Below are 23,071 nucleotides of genomic sequence, written 5' to 3'. Positions count from 1 at the left end.
ATCTAGGACGTCAGGAGGTCGCGCGGGTCGGGGGAGGGTGGGCCGGTCAGGGTCCAGTCGTTGAAGTGTTGGCTGAAGCGGTACCAGAGCGCGTCGGCGCCTAGGCGGAGTTGGGTCTTGCCGGCGGTGACGCGGTTGGCGTCGATGGTGGCACCGGGAAGGGCTTCGAGCGCTTCGATCAAAGATGCTGGGTCGACGTCGGGTGGTTCGTCGACTGCGGCTGCGAGGCCGCCGGCGCCGGCTTCGCGCCAGGCGACGGCCCAGCTCGTGAGTTGGCGGGCTGGTACGCCGGCTCGATGCGCGAGGTCGGCGAGGTCCGGCGTACCGAGGACCAAGGCTGCGCGGCGGGCGAGATCCTGTTCGAAGGTCAGGTCAAGACCACCGTCGCCGTCGCCGGAGGCGAGCTCCCATGCTCGTCGGGCGGCGTCGGTAGCCAGGACGACGAGGTCTCGTACGTCGACGCCCGAGGATCGTGGTGGGTCCAGGACTCGTACGGCAGCCGGCGTACCGGGAGATCCCATTGGTCTTGGTGGAACGGGCACTGGAACCGGGCCGGGGGTGCTGGCTCCGTCTTCGGAGGCGAAGTAGCGGGCGAAGGCTGCTATAGCGGGGATGCCTGGGGGTGGGGGAGTGCGGACAACCGTGGTGGGGACTGCTGGGGCTGAGCGCCGCGCGCGGAGGGCGGTGAGGAGTTCGTCCTTGCGGCGGCCGCGGAGGAGCAGGAGGGCGAACGGGTCGTCGTCGAGGGCGTCGGCTACGAGGTAGCAGACCGCGGCGGAGTGTTTGCAGGGGACTGCGAAGTCGGGGCAGCTGCAGTTGGTCAGGACCTCGCCCGCGCCCGGCAGCAGGTCCAAGCCCGCGGCGTGGACGTCATCGACGACCTCGGGTGGGAGCTCGCCGTCGAGCAGCGCGGCCACGCGACCGATCTGGGCTGAGACGACGTCGAGGACGGCGTCCCATTCGGTGGTCGAGAACGCGCGGATGCGGACCGTCACCTGGTACGGCGTGACGCGGCTGCCCTGTACGACGGCCTCGACCTCGCCTGGGGTGACGGTCAGCTCCAGAACACTCCCGCGGCGTGCGTACGAGCGTCCGCGCGAGAGCCGACCGGGATCCAGCCGAGCGCGCTGCTCCAGCGCCTCCAGCCACGCCCGGCCCCACCACGTAGCTCCAAACGGCCGCCTACTGCCGGGCCCCCTTGCCGCAGGCAGCCCGGCATCCTCGTCTCCCTTCCGCCGCCACCCCTGCCATGGCGCCCGCTCACCCGAAGCCCCCTGAACTTCCCGCGCCGCCTGCCCACCCGGTGACGACAACTCCAGCGACCCCGACGCCCTCCGCGGCACCGAGTCGTCGGATCTTCCACGCCTGCCCCGCAGGTCCGCCACCTCCCGGGCCTTCTGGTTGTCCAGGTCGTCGGCGGGGTTGCGGGGTGGTTGGTCACTCATCGGGCTCACCGGCCGGGGACACGCGACCAACGGCTGATGGGTTGTGCGGACCTGCGGCGCCGGCTCGTAGAGGAGTGGTGGACAGCTCGACGAGCTCGGACAGCTCGGTGTCGGACAGTTCACTCAACCAAGCCTCGCCCGAGCCAACCACCGCATCGGCCAGGTTGCGTTTGGCGGCTATGACCGTGGAGATGCGGTCTTCCAGGGTGTTCTCGGTGACGAGGCGGTGGACCTGCACCGGGCGGTCCTGGCCGATGCGGTAGGCGCGGTCAGTCGCTTGGTCTTCGACTGCTGGGTTCCACCAGCGGTCGTAGTGGACGACGTGCGTCGCGCGCGTCAGCGTCAGCCCGACTCCACCGGCCTTCAAAGACAGCAGGAACACCTGCGCCTCGCCGCCCTGGAACTGCGAGACCAACTGCTCCCGCTTGCGTACGCCGATTCCGCCGTGCAGGAACAACGTCTTGACCTGCCGTGCCGCCAGGTGGGCCTCGATCAGCCGGCACATCTCGACGTACTGGCTGAAGATCAGCACCGACTCGCCCTCGGCCAGGATCACGTCGAGGAGTTCGTCCAGCGCCGCGAGCTTGCCCGACCGGCGCTCCAGCGGACCCGGCTCGTGCAGGAACTGCGCCGGGTGGTTGCACACCTGCTTCAACTGGGTGAGCAGGCTGAGCACCAGCCCGCGCCGCGCGATCCCTTCCGCGGACTCGATCTTCGCCAGCGTCTCCTTCGCGACCGCTTGATACAACGTCGCCTGCTCGGTCGTCAGCGGTACGACGACATCGTGCTCGGTCTTCTGCGGCAACTCCGGCGCGATCCCGGGGTCGCTCTTCTTCCGCCGCAGCAGGAACGGTCGCGTCACGCGCGCGAGCCGAGCGGTCGCCTCCTCGTCGTGATAACGCTCAACGGGTACGGCGACGTCGTGCCGGAACCGATCGAGTGTCCCCAGCAACCCGGGCGCGGCCCAGTCCAGGATCGACCACAGTTCGGACAACCGGTTCTCCACCGGTGTCCCGGTCAGGGCGATCCTCGTTGCCGACGGCAACGTCCTCAACGAGCGCGCTGTCCGTGACAACGGGTTCTTCGCGTGCTGCGCCTCGTCCGCGACCGCGAGCCCCCAGAACACCTCACCGAGAACCCGATGGTCCTGCCGCACCACGCCGTACGTCGTCAGGACGACCTCATCTGGAGTCAGGTCACTCAACGTCCGCCCGGCTCCGTGGTAGCGCCGCGTCGGCACGTCCGGCGCGAAGCGTGCGAACTCCCGCTCCCACGTGCCCAGCAACGTCGACGGGCAGACCACCAACGTCGGCCCACGACCGCGTCCGAGCAGGTGAAGGTGCAACGCGATGACCTGGATCGTCTTGCCCAGACCCATGTCGTCGGCCAGACAGCCGCCGAGGCCGAGATCCGCGAGCTGCGCCATCCACGCGACGCCGCGCCGCTGGTAATCGCGCAGGGTGGCCTGCAACCCAATGGGCTCCACGAACGGCGCCGGCTCCTCGGCCGCGCGCAACCGTGCGAGCATCGACGCCAGCGACCCGTCGGCGTCGAACGCCACGAGCTCGCCGTCGACCTCGATGGTCGCGGTCAACGCGGCACCGAGCGCCTCCGCACCGGTCAGCTTCCGCGAGCCGCCGCGACGCAGCTTCCGGACCAGGTCGTGATCGACGCGCACCCAGCGGCCGCGCATCCGGACCATCGGTCGCTTCGCCTCCGCGAGCGCGGCGACCTCCTGCTCCGTCAGCTCCTGCCCGTCCAACGTCGGCCGCCATCTGAACGCGACCAGGTCAGTCAAGCTGAAGTCCGGCCCGGTCACAGCACCAGGAGCCGGCGTCGCGACCGTCCCGCGCACGGCCAGCTCACCGGCAAAGAGTTCGGTCGGCCAGAGCACCTCGATCCCGGCGCCTTCCAGCGCCGTGCTGCCTTCGGCCAACTCCTCCAACGCCGCATCATCAACACCGACTTCCGCCGGGGCCGCATCGCGCAACGCGGCACCCAGCGGCGGCCAGACCCGAGCACCGCGCCGCAATGCCAGCAGCAGATCGGTCTCCGCACGCTCCCCAAGAGCGGAGAGCACAGCGGCCGGTGCGTTCCACACGTCCGACACATCGAGCAGGAGGCTCGGATCCACGCCGCTCCGCAGCTGCAGCACAGCCCGGAACTCGTCAACTGACTCGGACGGCGGCTCGATCCGCAGCACCAGCCGCGCGCCGGCCGCTTCACTCAAAGCAGTCTCGTCCAGCCACCCGGAAGGTCCGCTCAGCTCGATCGGATCCGACGAAGCGAACGGAGCCGCACCAGGACGTACGGCGACGGGAGCAGCCGGCGTCCGTACGAGCGTGTCCGCCAGCGCGTCCCAGAACGCTCGCACCAACTGCTCCGGGTCGATCAGCCGCACGGGCCTCGTTCCCTCGATCGGCAGTGCATGTCCGTACGCCGGCATCGCGGCGCCGAGGTTCCGCAACCAGCCGAGGTCCAACGGATCCAGCGGCGCCACTCGCCAAGCGCCGTACCCATCAGGACTTCGATCCGGGACGAGCCGGCCCCGCCCAATCAGCCCCAGGCCGGCAAGCGCCGCCGCCCGCCACGCCTCCCAACTCGCCGAGCTGGCCGAGCCCGTCAAGGAACCGTCCGAGCCGGTCGCCGAGTTGGTCGAGTCGGCCGACGAACTAGCCGAGCTCGCCAAGGAGCCGACCGAGCCCAGTGCCGGGCTCGCCGACGAGGTGGCTCCGTCGTCGGACCCCAGTCGCGCGAGAACCTCGTCGATCCGCAGTAGCCGGGCCGGCACTGTGGTCCGTCGCACGGCCGACCCCTTCGGCAGCACGAGATCGACCGTCCCGTCGGCGACCTCACCGGCCGCCGCGAGGTCGCCGTACAGCGCCAACCGCCCCGCGCGCGGCGGGTCGGCGGGAACGAAGACGGCGTCGAACATGCCCTGCACAGTACGCCGGACCACGGACAACTTTCCGCCCGTCACACCGAGCCTGTGGACAACCGCTCGAGTTGACCTGAACCAGCGTTGAGGTTGCACGCTCGGAGTTCACAGACGATGAGGGAGCATGCTATGCGCGCAGCAGTGGTGACCGAGTTCGGCGGCCCGGACGTGATCAAGACCCAGGACCGGCCGGACCCGGTTCCTGTCGTCGGCCAGGTCCTGGTCGAGGTGTTGGTCGCCGACGTCATCTTCGTCGAGACTGCCATCCGGAAGGGACAGCAAAGCAAGTTCTTCGACGTGAAACCGCCCTACGTGCCGGGAGGTTCCCTGGGCGGCCGGGTCCGCGCGGTCGGCGCCGACGTACCGGGGGAGTGGATCGGTAAGACCGTCGTGGGCCGAGCTATCGGCTTCGGCGCTCACGCCGAGCTGGCGCTGACAACTGCCGATCTGGTCGAAGTGCCCGCCGAGCTGGACCTCGAGACCGCGGTCGCAGTCTTCGGCGACGGCTTCACCGCTCTCATGCTCGAGGAGCTGGCGCCACCGATGCAGGGCAAGGAGGTGGTGATCACCGCGTCCGCCGGCGGCATGGGCCTGCTCCTGACGCAGTTGGCGCACCGGGCCGGCGCGCATGTCATCGCCGCCGCCCGCGGGCAGGGGAAGCTCGACCTCAGCGAGGCACAAGGCGCCGACGTGGTGATCGACTACGGCAGGTCCGGCTGGGAGAAGTTGGTGCTAGAGGCAACGAACAATCACGGAGCCGACATCGTGTTCGAAGGCGCAGGCGGTGAGCTCGGCGCCACCGCGTTCACAGTGGTCAGGGACGGCGGCTGGTTCTCGGCCCACGGTGCCCCGAGTGGCGGCTTCGCGGCGTACGACGCTACCGAGGCGCAACGCCGCGGGATCACGGTGAAGGGCATCGCCGACCTCCGCGCCGATACAACCACCACGACAGTCACCGGCGCCGAGGTGATCAGGCGAGCAGTCGCCGGCGACCTCGTCCCCGTGATCGACCATGTCTACGACCTCGACCATGTCGCCGACGCGCACACCGCTTTGGAGAACCGCGCCCTCCGCGGCAAGGCCCTGATCAGGGTCAGTCGGTGACCGGCTGATCACTGTGGTCGGTGACAGCGGGCGGGATGGGCCGGGCGGTGACGATCCGGTTCCGCCCGTCCCGCTTGGCGCTCAGCAGTGCGTTGTCTGCCGCGAGTACTAGCTGGTCCATCGTCTCGGCGACATCCGGGTACACCGCCGCGCCGAACGAGGCCGGCACGCCGGCGATCACAGCGGTGCTGGCGGTTGTGGTAGCCACCGACACGTTCAAGGCGCTGAGCCGGTCGCGGATCCGCTCGGCCACCTCCAGGACCTCGGTCTCCGAGGCTCCAGGCAGCAGCACCGCCAGCTCGTCGCCGCCGACGCGGGCGACGAGATCACCCTGCCGGACTTCTGCGCGGACGCTCTCGCCGACCGCACGCAACGCCTGGTCACCGGCCGGATGACCGTAGGTGTCGTTGATCTCCTTGAACTTGTCCAGGTCCAGCATCAGCAGACCCACGCTGCTGCGCAGAGTCTCGGCCCGAGCCAGCTCCACCGGCACAGCGCTGGCCCAGTACGCCGGGGTCGCCAGACCGGTCTTGACGTCAGTCCCCGCGGCCCGCTGGAACTGCGGAAGGAGGAGGTCGCGGTGCAGCGTCAGCACTGTCACCATGAGGATGGGCACCACCCATGGGTACGAGGCCTGGAGCGCGGCAACCGCCACACCGAGACCGAGACCCGCGACCACGACAAGCTGGTCGGCCAGATCGCCTAGAGCACCACGAGCGGTGGCATCTGGAGACGACAGCAGGATCGCACCGATCACCAGTGCGAAGTTCACCAGCCACCATGTAGTGGCCGCGGCCACTACGACGAGCAGGGACCACGGTCCGGTCGGCACGCGCGGCTCGAACAGCAGGCCTCCGGCCCGCAGCACCGCGGCGGCCGCGGCACTGGCCAAGATGAACGTGCTGGCGGAGAACACCTTGCGGTGCGCGATGGTCCGGCCGTAGACCCGGATCCAGGAGTATCCGTACGAGACGACGATCAGTGCGACGACCAGGCTGAGCGGGAGCAGCAGCAGGCCGGCGAACACCCAGAGGCTCTTCAGGTTCGTGTACGGCGAAGTATTCGCCGCCATTTCGCGTCGGCGCTCGATTCCGCGGGCAGACTCGAGGTGAAGCACGGAGGCGGCCGCCAGTACCGCGAAGGCGGCCCACTCGGACGGCCTGACGCCGGTTCGGGCGCCGGACACCGTCGAGGCCACAGCCAAGGCGGTGATGATGACTGCGACCGCGTCGACGCCGAGCACATAACTGAGCGCGGGACGCGGCAACGACCAGAGCTTCCAGTGGCGGGGTGGCACCCACCTGCTCCGACCGATCAGAATCATGGTGGCCTCACACGGATAGACCTGAGCGGTAATTCTTGAATAGTAACTGACTGTTCACGCGAGGTCACCCCCGACCCGCATCAATTCCATCTGGCGGATGGCGAAGGAAGGATCAGCACCATGGCGAAGATCAGCACCGGCAACGAGTGGCTCCACGGCGGCAACGAGTGGTTCACCGGCGGGAACGAGTGGTTCCACGGCGGGAACGAGTGGTTCCACGGCGGGAACGAGTGGTTCACGCAGAGTGGCAACGAGTGGTTCCGTCAGTCCGGCGGATCCGGTAACGAATGGTTCATCAGCGGCAACGAATGGTGATCCACGGCTACCCACCGAAATTTCTTTACTGACATTTTACGGAGCGTGTCCGGAGGCATTTTCCCCTGAATCTCCGGCCACTCGTCCGGCACCGTTTTCGGCGGTGCCGGCCCGGGATCGGCGGGCGTGTGTCCACGCGGCGCCCGCCGCCAGGGCGGCGATCGTGCCTAAGCCGCCCATCACTCCCAGTGCGACCGACGGCGAGGACTCGTTGGCGATCAGGCCCGCGAGCAGAATGCCTGCACCCTGACTGCTCTTGAGAGCTGTGCTGGCGACTCCGAACGCTTGTCCTCGCTGCGCGTCCGGCACTGCCTGGACGAACGCCGCACTGGTAGGCAGGTGGTACGCCGAGGCGAGGCCTGACACTGCCCACAGCACCACTGTGACGGCGAGACCTGGCGCCAGGAAGCAGACGATCAGTGGAGCGCACGCCAGCATGGCCAACGGCCCCAGGAGGTTCATGCGGCGCTCGGGTGACCAGAGGGTGATGAGCCACATACCTGCGACAGCGCCCGCCGGGCTGGCGGCCAGCAGGAGTCCCGCGGCTGTGGTGCCCTGGCCGATCTCGTGCGCGTAGGGGACCGCCAGGCCCTCCACGGTCACGTAGAAGCCGGCGATCGTCGCCAGGACGACCAGTGCGCGGAGTTTCGGCGTACGGGCGACCAGGGAGACGCCCGCGGACAGGTCTTTGAAGTAGTTGGTTGGTGGCGCATCAGTGTCACGGGCAGGCACAGCGCGGCGTCGTACGCCGACCGCGATCAGCACTGCGGACAGCAGGAAAGTCGCGGAGTCCAGCAGGAGGCCGCCTGACGTCCCGACGGCGACGACGACCAGGCCACCGGTGCCGAAGCCGAGGACCTGGCTGAACTGGACGACCATGTCGTTCGCAGCCTTGCCCAGAACGTAGTGATCCCCCGGGAGTACGGCGGGGAGCGTCGCTGCTCGTGCGGCGTTGAAAGGCGAGCCGAACGCCTGCAGAGCGACCAGGAGCAGGACGACCACCACCAGTGGCAACGCCTGGATCGCCATGGCTGCAACGAGAACCGCCCGCGCGAGGTCGGTGACGATCATCACAGTACGACGCGGATACCGGTCGGCGATTCCGGCCAGTAGCGGCCCGAACAGCAGGTCCGGCACGTAGGTCAGGGCGTAGGTGAGCGCGGTCAGCCCCGCGGAGTCGGTGCGGTCGAAGACCAGGACCGACAGCGCCACACGCGCCAGCTGGTCGCCTGCGACGGACAGAACGCCGGCCAGGAACAACGCCCTGAACTCGGCGTGCCCGAACACGTCCCGCCAGCGCGCACGCTCGATGACCCCACCCACCATGCCTAAGACCTTAACCACAATCCGTGGCGTGACACCTCCCGGCTGTGACTGAAAGGGTTTCCCTCCGGCGGCAGAGCCCTGGTTCAAAGGTTTGTTCACGGCGCATCAGTGCCACATGGGGCACCCGGTTGTGACGAGTTTGGGTGAACGTTCTACTCTGGAGATCTCCGGTAGCGGGGTCTGGGCGGGGCGGCCCCGACCCTGCTACCGGAGCTCTTCTTTGTGGGGGCTGGCCCGCACGCAAACTGCCCGACCGGACGGAGCCGAAAACTGTCCGTGGTCACCGGTAGCGTTCTCAGTGCCAGGGGCGGCTCCTGGACGTGCTTCCTTCTCCTTCACCAGGCCAAGTAGCGCGTCCGCTCTCCGCCCCTGGCACCTTCGTCCACGCCACCTGTGGGGAGACGCGATGCCGGATCTGGGGACGCACACCGCGACTGAGGCACAGGCCGCTGTGCTGCTGCGCCGCCGACGCCTCGTCGACGCCACCACGCTGACCCCGCCAATGCGACGTTCCGCGTGGCAGTGGCTCCGCCGTCCGCTCACCATTCAGGTCGGACTGTCAGCACTGCAGGCCGACCTGATCCAGCGCGGCTTCCTGCTGTCCGTCGAGCTCTTCCGGCACTGCAGCTCGCTGTCGGCGCCGGCACTCGCCGGCTTCGGCAAAGCGTTGCTCGACCTGCTCGACGCCGAGTCCGGTCACGACACCGAGCACACACCGCTGTTCCGCGGCTTTCCGGAGAGCGTTCCCGGCGACACGGACACCTTCTACGTCAACCGGGTCTTCGCGCGACTCCTGCAAGAGCCCGAGCAGCCCTGCGTCCTGTGCGGCGACGCGAAGTCGGTGCACGCCGTCTCGCCGTGCGCACATCTGGTCTGCCGGACCTGCTGGGACGGTTCGGACCTCAGCGCCTGCCCGCTCTGCCTGCGCAGGATCGACCCGAAGGACCCGTTCCTCAAACCAGCGTTCGACGAAGTGCAGTCGGCGCACGTGCGCTCGAATCGCCTGCGCCTGCTCTCCCTGGCGACGGACGACGCGGCGAGACAGACCGTCGAAGCTCTCCTCGTACGACGCTCGCCGCTGTCGGCCGTGGATCGTGTCGACCTGCAGGTGCTGCTCGCCGGTGCCGATCCGTCCTGGCTGCCCGTCGACATCCCGGTCCGGGAGACGCGTGCGCTGGTCGTCGCACACTTCCTCGACGAGGATCCGGAGCTGATCGATCGCGCCGGTACGGCGACCGACGTACTGCGGCTGCTGTACGTGCTGATGGATGCCGATCCCGGATTGCGGACGCCGCCGGCCCGGCGGACATCGTTGCCTCGGGCAACGCGGCGGCTGGTGCTGCAGCGGCTCGACCGGCTGCCGGCCGAGCCGTTGATCGAGGACATGCTCCGGCACGAGCGCGCCTGGAAGCGGATCGCGGAGAACATCCATCCGTTCGAGTTCGCGGGCCGGTATCCGCTGGCAGCGTTGGCGTTCAGCATCCTCCGTCGCACGGACGTGGACCTGAGGACGGCGGCCGGGCGAGCGGTGGCGAGTGAAGCGGCCCGGCATCCCTTTGTCCGTCTGGAGGATGGGCGGCCGGCCACGAGCACGTTTGCGTCGCGAGTCGAGGGCGCGCTGGCGACCGGGCGACCGGAGCACGCGCTCGACCTGTTGCGGCAACGGCCGGGGGAGTTGGTGCGGCGCCTCGTGCACCTGGCGCGGGCCCTGCCCACGGATCAGCATGGTGCGCTGGTGGACGCATTGACGACCGCGGCGCCGGATGTGTCGCCGGCGGTGATCACGGCCGCGCTCGGTCAGGTGCGCACACCGCCGGGCGATCTCCGGTTGTTCTTCCCGCGTGGTGGGACGGCGCGGATCTGGACGGCGGTGGACGAGCGCGAACCCTTGCCGCCCGAGCTGACCGCCGCGCTGTCCGGCGTACTCGTCGGCGAAATGTTGCGTCGGGCGACGGATCTGCCGCGGTGGCGACGGGTCTTCCTGGACGAGGAGCTGACCCGGCTGGCTGCCCCTGGTTCGGAGCGGGGCTCGTCGTCGACGTTGCTGCGGATGACCCGGGGGAGTGCGGTTCCGATCCCGCCGGACGAGCTGCTGCGGTTGTTCCTGCACTGGGTCGAGCCGAGCGGCCGGCGGGTGAATCTCGATCTGTCGGTCGCGGTGTTCGACGAGGAGTGGGGTTTCGTCGGGCTGTGCGACTACATGCGACTCCGCTTCGACCAGGACGCGTTGGTGCACTCGGGCGACCTGACATCCGCGCCGTCGCCGGCAGGATCGACGGAGTTCGTGGATCTCGACCTGCGCGCGGTCCGGCGAGTCGGCGGCCGGTATGTGCTGCCGGTGGTCTTCAGCTACAACAACGTGCCGTTCGACGAGCTCGAGCGCGGGTTCGTCGGCGTCATGCGGCAGCCGAACGGCCTGTTCGATCCGGCGGCGGTCGAGGAGCGGTTCGACCTGACCGGTCCGGCGAAGATCCTGCTGCCGTTCGGCGTCGACCTCCTGACGAAGGAGCTGCGCTGGTACGACGTCAACCTCAGCGCGGCCGGCTACGGTCACAACATCGCGCGGTACGGCGGCCACCTGGCGCTGATGGCGGCGACCCTGGAGGAAGTGCACGGCTCCGGCGACCGGGTCAGCCTGTGGGAGATCTGCTGTTGGCACGCGGCCGCTCGCGCCGACGAGATCGCCGTACGGTGTGCCGACGGGTCTGTGGTCGGCTACCGGCGCGACCCTGCCGAGGATCTCGCGGCGTTCGCGCGGCGGCTCACGACTCGTTTGGAGCCTGACCGGGTCTGGGACGAGGACGCCGCCAACCGGTCCGACTTCGTCGCGGTCGTCGCCGGCGACGTCGTACCTCGCTCGGGTGCGGAGATCTACGCGCTGCACCCGCGTCTTCTCGACCACGCGAGCCACACGCTGATCGACGCTCCACACCTGCTCGCCGTACTGGCTCCCGACACCCGGGCGCACGCGCCGCTGCCCGGCTGAGCCTGACCCGCGCTCGGGCGAGTCTGGCAGGAGCCTGAGAAGAGTTTGACATTTCCGTGACGGCCGCGCGGTGCGTGCTTTGGTGCGCTTCGGAGCAGGAGTACAACGGAAGTGATGGCGAAGGGAGCCACGAATGACGTATGACGTGGTGGTGCTCATCGAGCGGGAGATGAGCGAGGGCGACGCGCGCCGTGTTGCCGCCCTGCACGCAAGGCGCGAGGAACCCGTGAAGTACGACCTGCTGATCTCCAGCCATCCGGAGGGTGGCTTCGGTGGTCCGATGGCGTTGCTGGGCTCGTCATTCGCGGATGTGGCCGGCCTCACCGGCTCGGCGTCCGTGGTCGGCTCCGCGACAGGCCCGTCCGCACGCGTCAGCCCGCCGGCCGGCTCGAGCCGGGCACCGATGGCCACACTCGCCGATCCGGACGTCGATCTGGCCTCGGTGATCGAGCACAGTTCGCACCGGCTGCGCGACGCGAGCCGCTACCCGGTCAACGTCTCGATCACGCACGGCGAGGTGCTGCTGGCCCTGATGTCGCTGGTCAAGAGCACCCGGAGCCAGGAGGTCGTCGTGGTCGCCTGGCCCGAGACCGCCGCCCACTTCCTGTGCTCCGACTGGATCACGAAGGCCCGCAAGATCCTCAAGGTCCCGCGGGTCCGGATCCTCGAACACGACACCTGAGGAGTTCCGAACGACACGACCTAGTCACCCCATCGGAGCGGGCGGGCTCCGGGGTGACGGGGCGCACTGCCACTACCTCCTGTCGTTCGGTACGGGTCAGCCGGCGCCGATGGGCTGATGCGGCAGCCGCACCTGCAGCGTCGTCTCGCCGGGGTGGGAAGTGATCGTGATCGTCCCGCCGTGGTGTTCGGCGACGATCCGTTGCGCGATGTCGAGCCCGAGGCCGGTGCCCTTGCCGACGTCCTTCGTCGTGTAGAACGGCTCGAACGCGCGAGCGGCGACCTCCGGCGGCATGCCGGGGCCGGTGTCGGTGAACTCGACGACGATCCGGTCGCCGTCGGCGCGCGTGCTGATCCGCAGCGTCCCGGTGCCGTTCATCGCGTCGACGGCGTTGTCGATCAGGTTCGTCCACACCTGGTTCAGCTCGCCGGCGTACGCGTCGATCCGCGGGACGTCCGCGCCGTACGACCGGATCACCTCGACCCCGTCGCGGAGCTTGTGCCCGAGCATGACCAGCGTGCTCTCGATCCCCTCGGTCACGTCGACGGTCTGGATCGAGCCGCGGTCCATCTGCGAGTACGAGCGCACCGCCGCAACCAGCTCCGTGATGCGCCGGGTCGACTCCTTCACCTCGCCCAGCAACGTCGCCGCGGAGAGGGTGCTGGCAACCCATTCCAGCCCAGGCTCCAGTGAGTCGCCCAGTACGTCGGCCGCACGATCGCACCACTCGACGCTGGTCCCGGCGGCGGCCAAGGGCGGTGCGATCATCCAGTCCTGCTCGATGCCGTGCTCGTCCAGCCACTCCGAGATCGTGTTCTCGTGGTCGGCGAGGTCGACCGGATCGGGTGCCGCGGTGCCGGCACCGAGCTCGAGCCGCAGTTCGTCGAGGGCGCTGAACTGCGCGGCCGTCACCTCGCCTACCGCGAGCTGCCGCAAAGCCGACAGCAGCGAAACGCAGGCCGTGTCGAGGGCACTGACCGAGCGCGCGGCCGCGGCGGCGGGGTTGTTGATCTCGTGTGCGAGCCCGGCCGCGAGTGTTCCGAGCGTGATCAGCGCATCCCGCTGCCGCGCCGTCGACTCGATCGCGCGCGCGGTCCCGTACACACCCTTGATCAGATGCCCGGCGAGCGGGAACCAGGCGTCGATCCGGTCGCGCAACGCCTCGGCCGGCACCCGCAGTACTCGGCCTTCGGTCAGCCCACGGCCGCTGGCGAGGTAGACGCCGTGCTCGTCCCACGCCCGGAACCCGCCGGCCCAGCGGCCCGCGACGTCGATCTTGCCCAGCACGGTGTCCTCGCGGCCGATCTTGCGATGCAGCGCGATCGCGCCGTCGACCAGCACCCACCAGAAGTCGGCCGGCTCGCCCTCGTGGAACAGGTCGCGGCCGGGCTCGATCGCAACCTCGGTGCTGCCGTTGATCAGCTCGTCCAGTTGCGCGTCGGTCAGCCCGGCGAAGAGGGGGATGCCCCGCAGGTCGTCGGCGTTCATCAGACGGTCGCCAGGTAGCGGTGGACGAGATAGATCGACATCGCGCCCTCGCCGACAGCGGATGCGACTCGTTTCATCGAGTCGAGCCGGACATCACCGGCCGCGAACACGCCCGGCACGCTGGTCTCCAACGCGTACGGCGGCCTCCGCAGCGACCAGCGATCCAGCGCGACCAGATCCGGCCCGGTGATGACGAACCCCTTGCTGTCGCGCACGACGGTCTCCCCGAGCCACTCGGTCCGTGGCGAGGCGCCGACGAAGATGAACAACCAGCTCGCCTGCACCTCCTCGACCCGGCCGGACTCCCGCTCGGCCAGCGTCAGCGCCTCGAGATGCCCGTCGCCACGGCAACCGACCACCTCGGTCCGGCACCGCACCTCGATGTTGGTGGCGCTGCTGATCTTGTCGATGAGGTACCGCGACATCGAGCTCTCGAGGGTGTCCCCGCGGACCAGGAGCACGACCCGTTTGGCGTAGCGGGCGAGGTTGAGGGCCGCCTGACCGGCCGAGTTCGCCGCGCCGACGACGTACACCTCGTCGCCCTGGACCTGACTGGCCTCGCTCGCCGTGGCGCCGTAGTACACGCCGCGGCCGGTCAGCTCGCTGAGGCCCGCGAGGTCGAGGCTCCGGTACGAGATGCCGGTCGCGACGATCAGCGCGCGGGCCTCGATCTCGCCGGATCCCTCGAGCAGTACGGCGTGCACCGGGCCGCGGGACTCGAGTCCGACGACCGATCGGGCCAACACCATCTCCGCACCGAAACGGGATGCCTGGGCGACCGCTCGCTGGGCAAGGTCGGAGCCGGTCAAGCCGCGCGGGAAACCGAGGTAGTTCTCGATCGCCGCGCTGAGCCCGGCCTGGCCGCCGGGCGCCTCACGTTCCACGATCACCGTGCTCAGGCCCTCGGACGCCGCGTAGACGCCCGCCGCCAGGCCGGCGGGTCCACCTCCGACGATGCAGACGTCGTACAACGGCTGCTCGGCCCGGGTTCGCAGACCGAGGGCGGAGGCGAGGTCGACAGCGGACGGCGAGCGGAGGGCGTCGCCGTCAGGAACCAGGACCAACGGCAGGTCGCTGTCGGTCGCGGCGGCAAGGTCGCGGAGCCGTTGGCCCTCGGCGTCGCGCTCGACGTCGTACCAGACGTAGGGCACGTGGTTGCGGGCCAGGAACGTCTTGATGTCGTGCGCGCGGTCCGACCAGCGGTTGCCGACGACCCGAAGATCCGACGTGTGCTCGGGGTTGGCGTGCCGCCAGTCGTCGAGCAGGTCGTCGACGACGGGGAACAGCTGATCCTCGGGCGGGTCCCAGGGCTTGAGCAGGTAGTAGTCCAGGCCGATGTCGTTGATCGCCTTGATGGCGACGTCGGTGTCGGCGTATGCGGTGAGCAGGAGGTACTTCGCGCCCGGTGCGTGCTCGCGGGCCTGTTCGAGCAGTTCGATGCCGGTCATCCCGGGCATCCGCTGGTCGGTCGCGATCAGCGCGATCGGCTGGTTACGCAGGGCGAGTTTGGTCAACGCGGCCAGCGCCTGGGCGCCCGACGTCGCCTTCACCACGAGGTAGTCGTCGCCGTAGCGCCGGCGCAGGTCGCGGGCGATCGCCGCCGAGACCATCGGGTCGTCGTCGACGCTGAGAATCGCCGGTTTGTTCACACTGAGCCCCCCACTGCGGTGAACCGATCCCGTCAGAATGCCACGAGATCCGCCTACTCATCTATCAGCGCGCGAAGCGTTTCCCGTGCGGGTTCGGGCACGTACCCGGCGTAGTAGTCGTACATGTTCTGCCGGGCGATCCGGGCCGCCGCGTGACCGTTGCCGGAGCGGATCGCCGCCACCACCTCGGCGTGGTGCCGCAGCGATTCCAGCATCAGGGCCCGGCTGTTCGGCGCGTGCGCGATCTTGTCCGAGATCAGGCTCAGGACGACGCCGCGGACGACCTCGTTGCAGGTCTGGATCAGCGAGTTGCGGCTGATCCGCGCGATCACGTCGTGGAAGGCGAGATCCGCCTCGCTGAACGCGGCGAAGTCGATGTCGATCGCGGCCCGCATCGCGACCAGCGTCTCCTCCATCTCGGCGAGCTGCTCGGGCGTGCGCAGCCGGGACGCGACCTGGATCGCGGCGCCGTCCATGATCATCCGGAACCCGATCAGCTCGCTCAGAGTGAGCTCGTCGACCCGCGCGAGCCGGACCATCTGCTTGCGCAGCGCGGTCTGGGAGAACGGCAGGATCTCCGGCCCGTTCGGATCACCCGGCCGGGACCGGACCATGCCGTTGCTCTCCAGCACCCGCAGTGCCTCGCGCACAGTGGACCGGCTGACCTCGAACTGCGCCACCAGTTCGCGCTCGCTCGGCAGCCGCTGGCCCGGCGCGAGATCACCCCGGGCGAGCGCCTCCTCGACCTGCTCGACGATCCGCTGGTACGCGCGGACCGGTTGCACCGGCTGGAACTGCGGGCCCTTCGCCATCCGGTGCACCCCAATCGCCTTGACAGAGCCGTGTGGTGCGACAAACCTAGTGGCCCACTGATACCTAGTCCACTGGTCGGACCAGTCACAGCTGGACGGCGAAGTCCGCCGTACGGCGTGGTCCCGGTCGCGCGGCCGGACCGGGATCGTCAGAATGCGGCGACAGTTCGAGGCACTGGAGGAATTCGCGTGAAGACCCCTCGCATCAAGGTCGCGCTGCCCAGCCGTGCGATCGCCGTCGCCGCTGCGGCGCTCTTGGCCCTGACCGCCTGCTCAGCCGGTTCGAGTACGTCGGGCGGCAGTTCGCCGGGAGGTGATCAGAAGCTGTCGATCGGCCTGGTCGCGGAGCCGGCCAGCCTGGACTTCACCACCACCGACGGCGCCGCGATCCCGCAGGTGCTGCTCGGCAACGTGTACGAGACCCTGGTCAAGCAGGACGACTCCGGCAAGATCGTGCCGTCGCTGGCCAAGTCGTGGACCGTCTCGCCGGACCGCACGACCTACACGTTCGACCTGGTCGACAACGCGAAGTTCACCAACGACAAGCCGTTCACGGCGTCCGACGCGGTGTTCAGCATCAACCGCGTCAAGACGGCGTGGACCACGTCGCTGAAGGCCGCGATGGACGTCGTCTCCGGCACGAAGGCGCTGTCGCCGACGCAGTTGCAGGTGACGCTGAGCAAGCCGAGCAACGACTGGTTGTTCCGGATGACGACCCGGATCGGCGCGATGTTCTCCGAGAGCGGCGTCAGCGCGCTGGCGACCCAGCCGATCGGCACCGGGCCGTACAAGTTCTCGACGTGGAACCGCGGCGACTCGATCGTGCTGCAGCGCAACGACAGCTACTGGGGGAACAAGCCGTTCTTCAACCAGATCACGCTGAAGTACTTCAAGGACCCGACCGCGCTGAACAACGCGCTGCTGACCGGCACGATCAACGTGATCGGCACGGTGCAGGCGCCGGAGGCGCTCAGCCAGTTCACCAGCAACGACAAGTACCAGGTGATCGAGGGCACCACGAACGGCGAGGTACTGCTGTCGTTCAACAACTCGCGGCCGGTCTTCAAGGACCTAAGGACCCGGCAGGCGATCCGGATGGCAATCGACCACAAGGCCTTGCTAGACACGTGTTTCGCCGGTCGCGGCAAGTTGATCGGCAGCATGGTCCCGCCGACCGACCCGTGGTACGAGGATCTCACCGGGATCGCGCCGTACGACCTGGCCAAGGCGAAGTCGTTGCTGCAGGCCTCCGGTGCGGCCGGCAAGACGCTCCGGCTGCGGCTGCCGACGTTGCCGTACGCAACCTCCTGCGGCCAGGTGGTGAAGAGCCAGCTGGAGCAGGCCGGACTGAAGGTGCAGATCGACCAGCTCGAGTTCCCGGCGGCCTGGCTGACCACGGTCTTCAAGAACGCGGACTACGACATGTCGATCATCGCCCACGTCGAGCCCCGCGACCTGGCGGCCGTGTTCAACGCGAAGTACTACACCCGGTACGACGACCCGACGCTGCAGGGTTATCTGGCCGCGGCGGACGCAGGTGACGAGGCCGCGCAGGTCGACAACATGAAGAAGGCGGCGCGGCGGCTGTCCGAGCAGGCCGCGGGCGACTGGCTGTTCCTGCTGCCGAACCTGATCGTCGCGGACAAGGACATCAAGGGCCTGCCGCAGAACGCGATCTCCGAGTCCTTCGACCTCTCCACGCTCACCCGATGATCCTTCGCCTGCTCGAGCGCACCGCTGTGCTGCTGGTCAGCCTTGCGGTGAGCTCGGTGCTGGTGTTCGCGTTCATGGCCGTGCTGCCCGGCGACCCCGCCCGGGTGGCCCTCGGGGTGAACGCATCCGACCAGGCCGTGGCCGAACTGCGCCGCCAGTTCGGCCTCGACCGGCCGTTGCCGACGCAGTACTTCGACTGGCTCGGCGGACTGTTGCACGGCGATCTCGGTACGTCGTACGTGTCGAAGGTGGCGATCGGACCACAGGTATTCGACCGGCTGCAGGTGACCCTGTGGCTCGTGGTCGCGGGCATGGTCATTGCGCTGGCGATCGCGGTGCCGGCCGGGACGATCATGGCTGCGCGGCACCGCAACGTGTCCGGGCTGGCCTTGTCCGCGGTGTCCCAGCTGGGAGTCGCTGTACCGGCGTTCCTCGCGGGGATTCTGCTGATCATGCTGTTCGCGGTGAAGCTCGGCTGGCTGCCTGCCAACGGCTGGACACCGCCGGCGCAGGATCCGACCATGTTCGTCAAGCAGTTGATCCTGCCTGCCTTGGCACTCGGTCTGGTGCAGGGCGCGGTCCTCACCCGGTACGTCCGTAGTGCGGTGCTCGATGTCTTGCGTGAGGACTATCTGCGGACAGCCCGGGCCAAGGGACTCCGCCCGTTCCCGGCGCTGTGGCGGCACGGCCTCCGCAACGCGGCCGTCCCGGTGGTGACCGTGCTCGGTCTCCAGCTCGCGACGTTGCTGATCGGTGCGGTGGTGGTCGAGCGGGTGTTCGTCATCCCGGGGCTCGGGAGCCTGTTGCTCGACGGTGTGTCGAACCGCGATCTGCTCCTCGTCCAGGATGTGGTTATGGTGCTGGTGATCGCCGTACTGGTGGTCAACTTCCTGGTCGATCTGCTGTACGTCGCGCTCGACCCCCGGCTGCGGACGGGGGAGCGATGAGGCGGTTGAATCCGAGTCTGATCGCCGGCGGTGTGATCGTCGGAGTCATCGTGCTGATGGCGCTGGTCTCGTTCGTCTGGACGCCGTACGACGCGACGTTCGTGGACCCCGCGATCCGGTTGGCGAAGCCGTCGTGGGAGCACTGGTTCGGGACGGACAAGTTCGGGCGGGACGTGTTCAGCCAGATCATGGTCGGCTCGCGGACCACGTTGTTCGTCGGTGTGGTCGCGGTGGGCGTGGCAGCGGTGATCGGCGTACCCCTGGGAATCCTCGCGGCGATGGTGCGGCGGTGGCCGAGCGAGTTCATCATGCGGTCCAACGATCTGCTGCTGGCGTTTCCGGCGTTGCTGCTGGCAATCATGTTCGGCGCGGTGTTCGGGGCCAGCACGCTGACCGCGATGATTGCTATTGGCATCGCTTCGGTGCCGAGCTTCGCGCGAGTGATCCGGAGTGGGGCGCTGCAGGTGATGCGAACCGAGTACGTGCTCGCGGCGCGGGCGGCCGGGCGGCGACCGGGGCCGATCGCGGTGCGGCACGTGCTGCCGAACGTGACCAGCCTGATCACCGTGCAGGCCTCGGTATCGTTCGCGATCGCGGTGCTGGCCGAGGCGGCGCTGTCGTTCCTCGGCTACGGCACCCCGCCGCCAACGCCGTCGTGGGGGCGGATGCTGCAGGAGAGCCAGGAGTTCCTGTTCACCGCGCCGCGGCTGGCGATCTTCCCGGGTGTTGCGATCGCGATCGCCGTACTGGGGTTCAACCTGCTGGGCGACGGCCTGCGGGACCGGTTCGATCCGAAGCTGGAGGACCGGCGATGAGTGGCGACGTACTGAGCGTTCGCGGGCTGACTGTCAGGGTCCGGGACAAGACTCTGGTGTCCGACGTAGACCTGACGGTCGGACCGGGGGAGCGGGTCGGGCTGATCGGGGAGTCCGGCTCGGGCAAGTCATTGACTGCGCTGAGTGTGCTCGGGTTGCTGCCGGAGGACGTGGTAGCCGATGGATCGGTGCGGTTGACCGGGGTCGACCATGACCTGATCGGTGCGGACGAACGCCGCATGTCGCGCGTCCGCGGTGTGCAGATCTCGATGGTGTTCCAGGAGCCGATGACCGCGCTGAACCCGACGATGCGGATCGGCGATCAGATTGCCGAAGCGATGCTGATCCATCAGACGCGGCCGGGTCGTGGTGCCGCGCGGGCCGCGGCGGCCGAGCTCCTCGAACGGGTGCAGCTGCCCGCGGATACTCTGCGGGCTTACCCCCACCAACTCTCCGGCGGTCAGCGTCAGCGCGTCGTCCTCGCCATCGCGCTGGCCAACGATCCCGCGTTGCTGATCTGCGACGAGCCGACGACTGCCTTGGATGTCACCGTGCAGGCGCTCGTCCTCGATCTGATCGTCAAGGGCGTGGTTGCGCGCTCGTCGGCGCTGCTGTTCATCACGCACGACCTCGCGGTTGTCGCGACCGTGTGCGAGCGCGTGCTCGTCATGTACGGCGGGCGCGTGGTCGAGTCGGGTCCGGTCGGTGAGGTGTTCACCCGGCCACGGCATCGCTACACCGAGGGTCTGCTGGCGGCATCCGATCTCGAGACGGCCGACCGCCGGCTGACCACGATCCCGGGCAACGTCCCGCCGGCCGGTCAGTTCCCCTCCGGCTGTGTCTTCCGCACCCGCTGCCGCCATGCGACCGACCTCTGCGCCACCAGTCCCGAGTGGTCCGGCACCGAAGCCGCCGGCTTCGCCTGCCACCACCCAGCCGGCGACCCCCACGACCCGGTCCCCATCCAGCGCCCGGCTGGAGACAACTCCGTCGACCCGGCCTCCACCACGCAGCGCCCGGTTGGAGACAACTCCGCGGATCCGGCGTCCGCCACTCATCGGCCCGGAGGTGCTCATGCCTGACGCCGTTGTCCACGAGCGCGTTCCGGCGGCTCGCGAGCCCGAGGCCTCCCCGGCGATCCAGGTCGTCGATCTCGTCCGCGACTACCCCCGCCCCCGGACCTCGCTGCTCCGGCCGGCCCCGGTGGTTCACGCCCTGCGCGGTGTGAGCCTGGAAGTCAAGCGGGGCGAGCGCTTCGGCATCGTCGGTGAATCCGGCTGCGGCAAGTCGACCCTGCTCCGGATCATCGCCGCCCTCGACCAGCCCACCTCCGGGCACGTGATCGTCGAAGGCACCGACATCACCCGCCTCCCGGAGCGCCGGCTGCGATTCCTCCGCGAGAGCCTCCAGCTCGTCTTCCAGGACCCGATGAGCTCCCTCGATCCGCGGATGCGTGTCCGCGACATCATCGCCGAGCCCCTCGTCGTACAAGGCCATCCGGCCTCCGGCGAGCGCGTCCGCGAGCTGCTCGAGGCAGTCGGGCTGTCGGCCGACGCGGGAGACCGGTACCCGCATCAGTTCTCCGGCGGTCAACGCCAGCGCATCTCGCTCGCCCGCGCGCTCGCCCCCCGCCCGCGCATCCTGATCGCGGACGAGCCGGTCAGCGCCCTCGACGTCTCCGTCCGTGCGCAGGTCCTCAACCTCATCTCGGATCTGGTCGACGAACTCGACCTGACCCTGGTGTTCGTCTCCCACGACCTGTCGGTGGTGAAGCACGTCTGCGACCGCGTCGCGGTGATGCACGCCGGCCAGGTCGTCGAGACCGGCTTCACCGGTGACGTGTACGCCGCACCCCGGCACCCGTACACGCAGCGCCTCGTCTCGGCCATCCCGACGCTGCCACGCGCGTTGTCCGGGGCAACGACCTCCGACCTGCTCGCGACGAAGGGAGAACCAGCGTGAAGTTCCCAGCCGGGCTGCCGATCGGCGCGTCCTGGGTCGAGCCACCGTCGACCGCTCCGGTGATCTTCCCGTACGACGGTTCGACGGTGGCGGACGCGCCCGTGGGATCCGCCGAGCTGGCCCGGCAGGCACTCGACCACGGGGTCGCCGTCCGCGAGACGGTCGGGCGATTGCCGTCGTACGTGCGCCGGAAAGTCTTGCAGAGCGTGCATTCCGCGGTCTCCGCGGAGCGCGATGCCTTCGTCGACCTGCTCGTCCTCGAGACCGGGAAGCCGCTGGTCGACTGCCGGGTCGAGATCGATCGCACGCTGCTCACGCTGGAGACGGCGGCCGAGGAGGTCGCCCGGCTGCATGGCGAGACCGTGCCGCTGGATCTGTTGCCGAGTGGCGAAGGGTTGCTCGGCTTCTGGGTGCGGAAGCCGATCGGGGTGGTCGTCGGCATCACCGGGTTCAACTATCCGTTGCTGCTCGCCGCGCACAAGATCGCGCCCGCGTTCGCCGCCGGCTGCCCGATCATCATCAAGCCCGCACCGCAGACACCGCTCGCCACGCTCTGGCTGGTCCACCTCATGCGCTCGGCCCTGCTCGAAGCGGGTGCGCCCGAGAGTGCTCTCCAGTTGGTCACCGGGGGAGCGGACGTGGGCGCGACTCTCACGACGGACGGTCGTATCGGAGCCGTCTCCTTCACCGGTTCCGCCGCGGTGGGCCACCAGATCGCCCGCGATGCGGCGCCGACCAAAGTCCTGCTCGAACTGGGCTCCAACTCCGCCCTGGTCGTCGCGGAGGACGCGGACCTCGACGCGGCCGCGGACGCCATCGTGCGCGGCGGATACTACGCATCCGGTCAAGCCTGTATCTCTGTCCAACGCGTCATCGCCGTCGAAACCATCCGTGACGCCTTGCTCGACAAGCTCGGCGCTCGTCTGCCCGCTGTCGTCGTGGGTGATCCACGAGATCCGTTGACCCGCGTGTCCGCGCTCATCGATCCTCAGTCGACCGGCCGCGTCCGCGAGTGGGTGGACGAGTCGGTCCACGCCGGCGCCACCATCGCGTACGCCGCTTCCGGCGACCTGCTGGGTCCGACGGTGCTGATCGACGTACCACCCGGTCAGCTCGCCTGGGACGAGGAGATCTTCGGGCCGGTGATCGCCGTACGGTCGGTGCCGGATCTCGACACCGCCTTCCGGACGGTGAACGAGTCGCGGTACGGACTGCATGCGAGCGTGTTCACGTCCTCGCTCGACACCGCGTTCACCGCGATCGACCGGCTCGAGGTCGGCGGCGTGGTGATCAACGAGGTCCCCGGCTTCCGCTCCGACGTCATGCCGTACGGCGGCGTGAAGGACTCCGGCATCGGCCGCGAAGGCCCCCGCTTCGCCATCGAAGAACTAACGACAACCCGAATGGCCATCATCCGCCCGAGCCCCTGAGGCCACCCCACCGACCTGACCCCCCCACCCCCACCCGACCGACCGCACCCGACCGACCCGACCCGACCCGACCCGACCGACCCGACCCCGACCCCGACCCGACCGACCCCGACCCACCCGACGCCGACCCCGCCC

The 23,071-nt window shown here is 69.0% G+C and carries 17 protein-coding genes; 10 read left to right on the top strand and 7 right to left on the bottom strand.

The genetic code is table 11. From position 1 onward, the window contains the following. Positions 1-2: 2 nt before the first annotated feature. The gene (locus OG558_RS40895; protein ID WP_405067841.1) at positions 3-1,445 is read right to left on the bottom strand and encodes an SWIM zinc finger family protein; all 1,443 of its coding nucleotides are present in this window, start codon (positions 1,443-1,445) and stop codon (positions 3-5) included. Next, a complete protein-coding gene (locus tag OG558_RS40890) occupies positions 1,438-4,380 on the bottom strand; it encodes a DEAD/DEAH box helicase (RefSeq protein WP_405067840.1) in 2,943 nt (980 codons plus the stop codon). The genes OG558_RS40895 and OG558_RS40890 overlap by 8 nt, the downstream gene beginning before the upstream one ends. 132 nt (positions 4,381-4,512) lie before the next feature. Here OG558_RS40890 and OG558_RS40885 point away from each other — a divergent pair, with 132 nt between their 5' ends. Beyond that, positions 4,513-5,487 (top strand): zinc-binding dehydrogenase, encoded by a 975-nt coding sequence (locus tag OG558_RS40885; protein WP_405067839.1) that lies wholly within the window; start codon positions 4,513-4,515, stop codon positions 5,485-5,487. Here the strand turns inward: OG558_RS40885 and OG558_RS40880 are convergent. Next, positions 5,477-6,811: a diguanylate cyclase gene (locus tag OG558_RS40880; RefSeq protein ID WP_405067838.1), complete on the bottom strand. Its 1,335-nt coding sequence runs from the start codon at positions 6,809-6,811 to the stop codon at positions 5,477-5,479. The two genes, OG558_RS40885 and OG558_RS40880, sit on opposite strands and share 11 nt — an antisense overlap. Positions 6,812-6,931: 120 nt before the next feature. Between OG558_RS40880 and OG558_RS40875 the strand changes: the two genes are divergently transcribed. Further along, a complete protein-coding gene (locus tag OG558_RS40875) occupies positions 6,932-7,126 on the top strand; it encodes a DEAD/DEAH box helicase (protein ID WP_329479348.1) in 195 nt (64 codons plus the stop codon). A gap of 36 nt (positions 7,127-7,162) precedes the next feature. Here the strand turns inward: OG558_RS40875 and OG558_RS40870 are convergent, their stop codons facing one another. Further along, entirely contained in the window at positions 7,163-8,452 is a 1,290-nt protein-coding gene (locus OG558_RS40870) for an MFS transporter (RefSeq protein WP_405067837.1), read from the bottom strand. A gap of 406 nt (positions 8,453-8,858) precedes the next feature. On the opposite strand from OG558_RS40870, the gene OG558_RS40865 reads away from it, so the two are divergent. Further along, positions 8,859-11,438 (top strand): MXAN_6230/SCO0854 family RING domain-containing protein, encoded by a 2,580-nt coding sequence (locus tag OG558_RS40865; RefSeq protein ID WP_405067836.1) that lies wholly within the window; start codon positions 8,859-8,861, stop codon positions 11,436-11,438. Positions 11,439-11,571: 133 nt separating this feature from the next. Continuing rightward, positions 11,572-12,120, top strand: coding sequence for a hypothetical protein (locus OG558_RS40860; RefSeq protein ID WP_329479342.1), 549 nt, complete (start codon positions 11,572-11,574; stop codon positions 12,118-12,120). Positions 12,121-12,216: 96 nt separating this feature from the next. Here OG558_RS40860 and OG558_RS40855 read toward each other — a convergent pair whose 3' ends face one another. The 3 genes from OG558_RS40855 to OG558_RS40845 are packed head-to-tail and all read right to left on the bottom strand — an operon-like array spanning position 12,217 to position 16,069. After that, positions 12,217-13,608: a sensor histidine kinase gene (locus tag OG558_RS40855; protein WP_405067835.1), complete on the bottom strand. Its 1,392-nt coding sequence runs from the start codon at positions 13,606-13,608 to the stop codon at positions 12,217-12,219. Beyond that, positions 13,608-15,257, bottom strand: coding sequence for an FAD-dependent oxidoreductase (locus OG558_RS40850; RefSeq protein WP_329479338.1), 1,650 nt, complete (start codon positions 15,255-15,257; stop codon positions 13,608-13,610). The genes OG558_RS40855 and OG558_RS40850 overlap by 1 nt, the downstream gene beginning before the upstream one ends. 53 nt (positions 15,258-15,310) lie before the next feature. Continuing rightward, positions 15,311-16,069: a FadR/GntR family transcriptional regulator gene (locus tag OG558_RS40845; RefSeq protein WP_329479336.1), complete on the bottom strand. Its 759-nt coding sequence runs from the start codon at positions 16,067-16,069 to the stop codon at positions 15,311-15,313. A gap of 189 nt (positions 16,070-16,258) precedes the next feature. On the opposite strand from OG558_RS40845, the gene OG558_RS40840 reads away from it, so the two are divergent. From OG558_RS40840 to OG558_RS40815, 6 genes are read left to right on the top strand one after another with little or no spacing between them, the layout of a single operon-like run. After that, entirely contained in the window at positions 16,259-17,782 is a 1,524-nt protein-coding gene (locus tag OG558_RS40840; RefSeq protein WP_405067834.1) for an ABC transporter substrate-binding protein, read from the top strand. Next, complete coding sequence (locus OG558_RS40835; RefSeq protein ID WP_405067833.1) at positions 17,779-18,729, top strand: ABC transporter permease; 951 nt, start codon at positions 17,779-17,781, stop codon at positions 18,727-18,729. The genes OG558_RS40840 and OG558_RS40835 overlap by 4 nt, the downstream gene beginning before the upstream one ends. Then, positions 18,726-19,544, top strand: coding sequence for an ABC transporter permease (locus OG558_RS40830; RefSeq protein ID WP_405067832.1), 819 nt, complete (start codon positions 18,726-18,728; stop codon positions 19,542-19,544). The genes OG558_RS40835 and OG558_RS40830 overlap by 4 nt, the downstream gene beginning before the upstream one ends. Continuing rightward, positions 19,541-20,626, top strand: coding sequence for an ABC transporter ATP-binding protein (locus OG558_RS40825; RefSeq protein ID WP_405067831.1), 1,086 nt, complete (start codon positions 19,541-19,543; stop codon positions 20,624-20,626). The genes OG558_RS40830 and OG558_RS40825 overlap by 4 nt, the downstream gene beginning before the upstream one ends. Then, on the top strand, positions 20,619-21,506 hold the full coding sequence (locus tag OG558_RS40820; RefSeq protein ID WP_405067830.1) for an ATP-binding cassette domain-containing protein: 888 nt from the start codon (positions 20,619-20,621) through the stop codon (positions 21,504-21,506). The genes OG558_RS40825 and OG558_RS40820 overlap by 8 nt, the downstream gene beginning before the upstream one ends. After that, positions 21,503-22,936: an aldehyde dehydrogenase family protein gene (locus tag OG558_RS40815; protein WP_405067829.1), complete on the top strand. Its 1,434-nt coding sequence runs from the start codon at positions 21,503-21,505 to the stop codon at positions 22,934-22,936. Before OG558_RS40820 ends, OG558_RS40815 begins: the two co-directional genes overlap by 4 nt. Positions 22,937-23,071: the final 135 nt, after the last annotated feature.

This window comes from Kribbella sp. NBC_01510, from assembly GCF_045040325.1.
In the GTDB taxonomy this organism is placed as follows: domain Bacteria; phylum Actinomycetota; class Actinomycetes; order Propionibacteriales; family Kribbellaceae; genus Kribbella.
The sequence above is the reverse complement of the archived record's forward strand: the minus strand, read 5'-3'. Positions and strand labels throughout refer to the sequence as shown.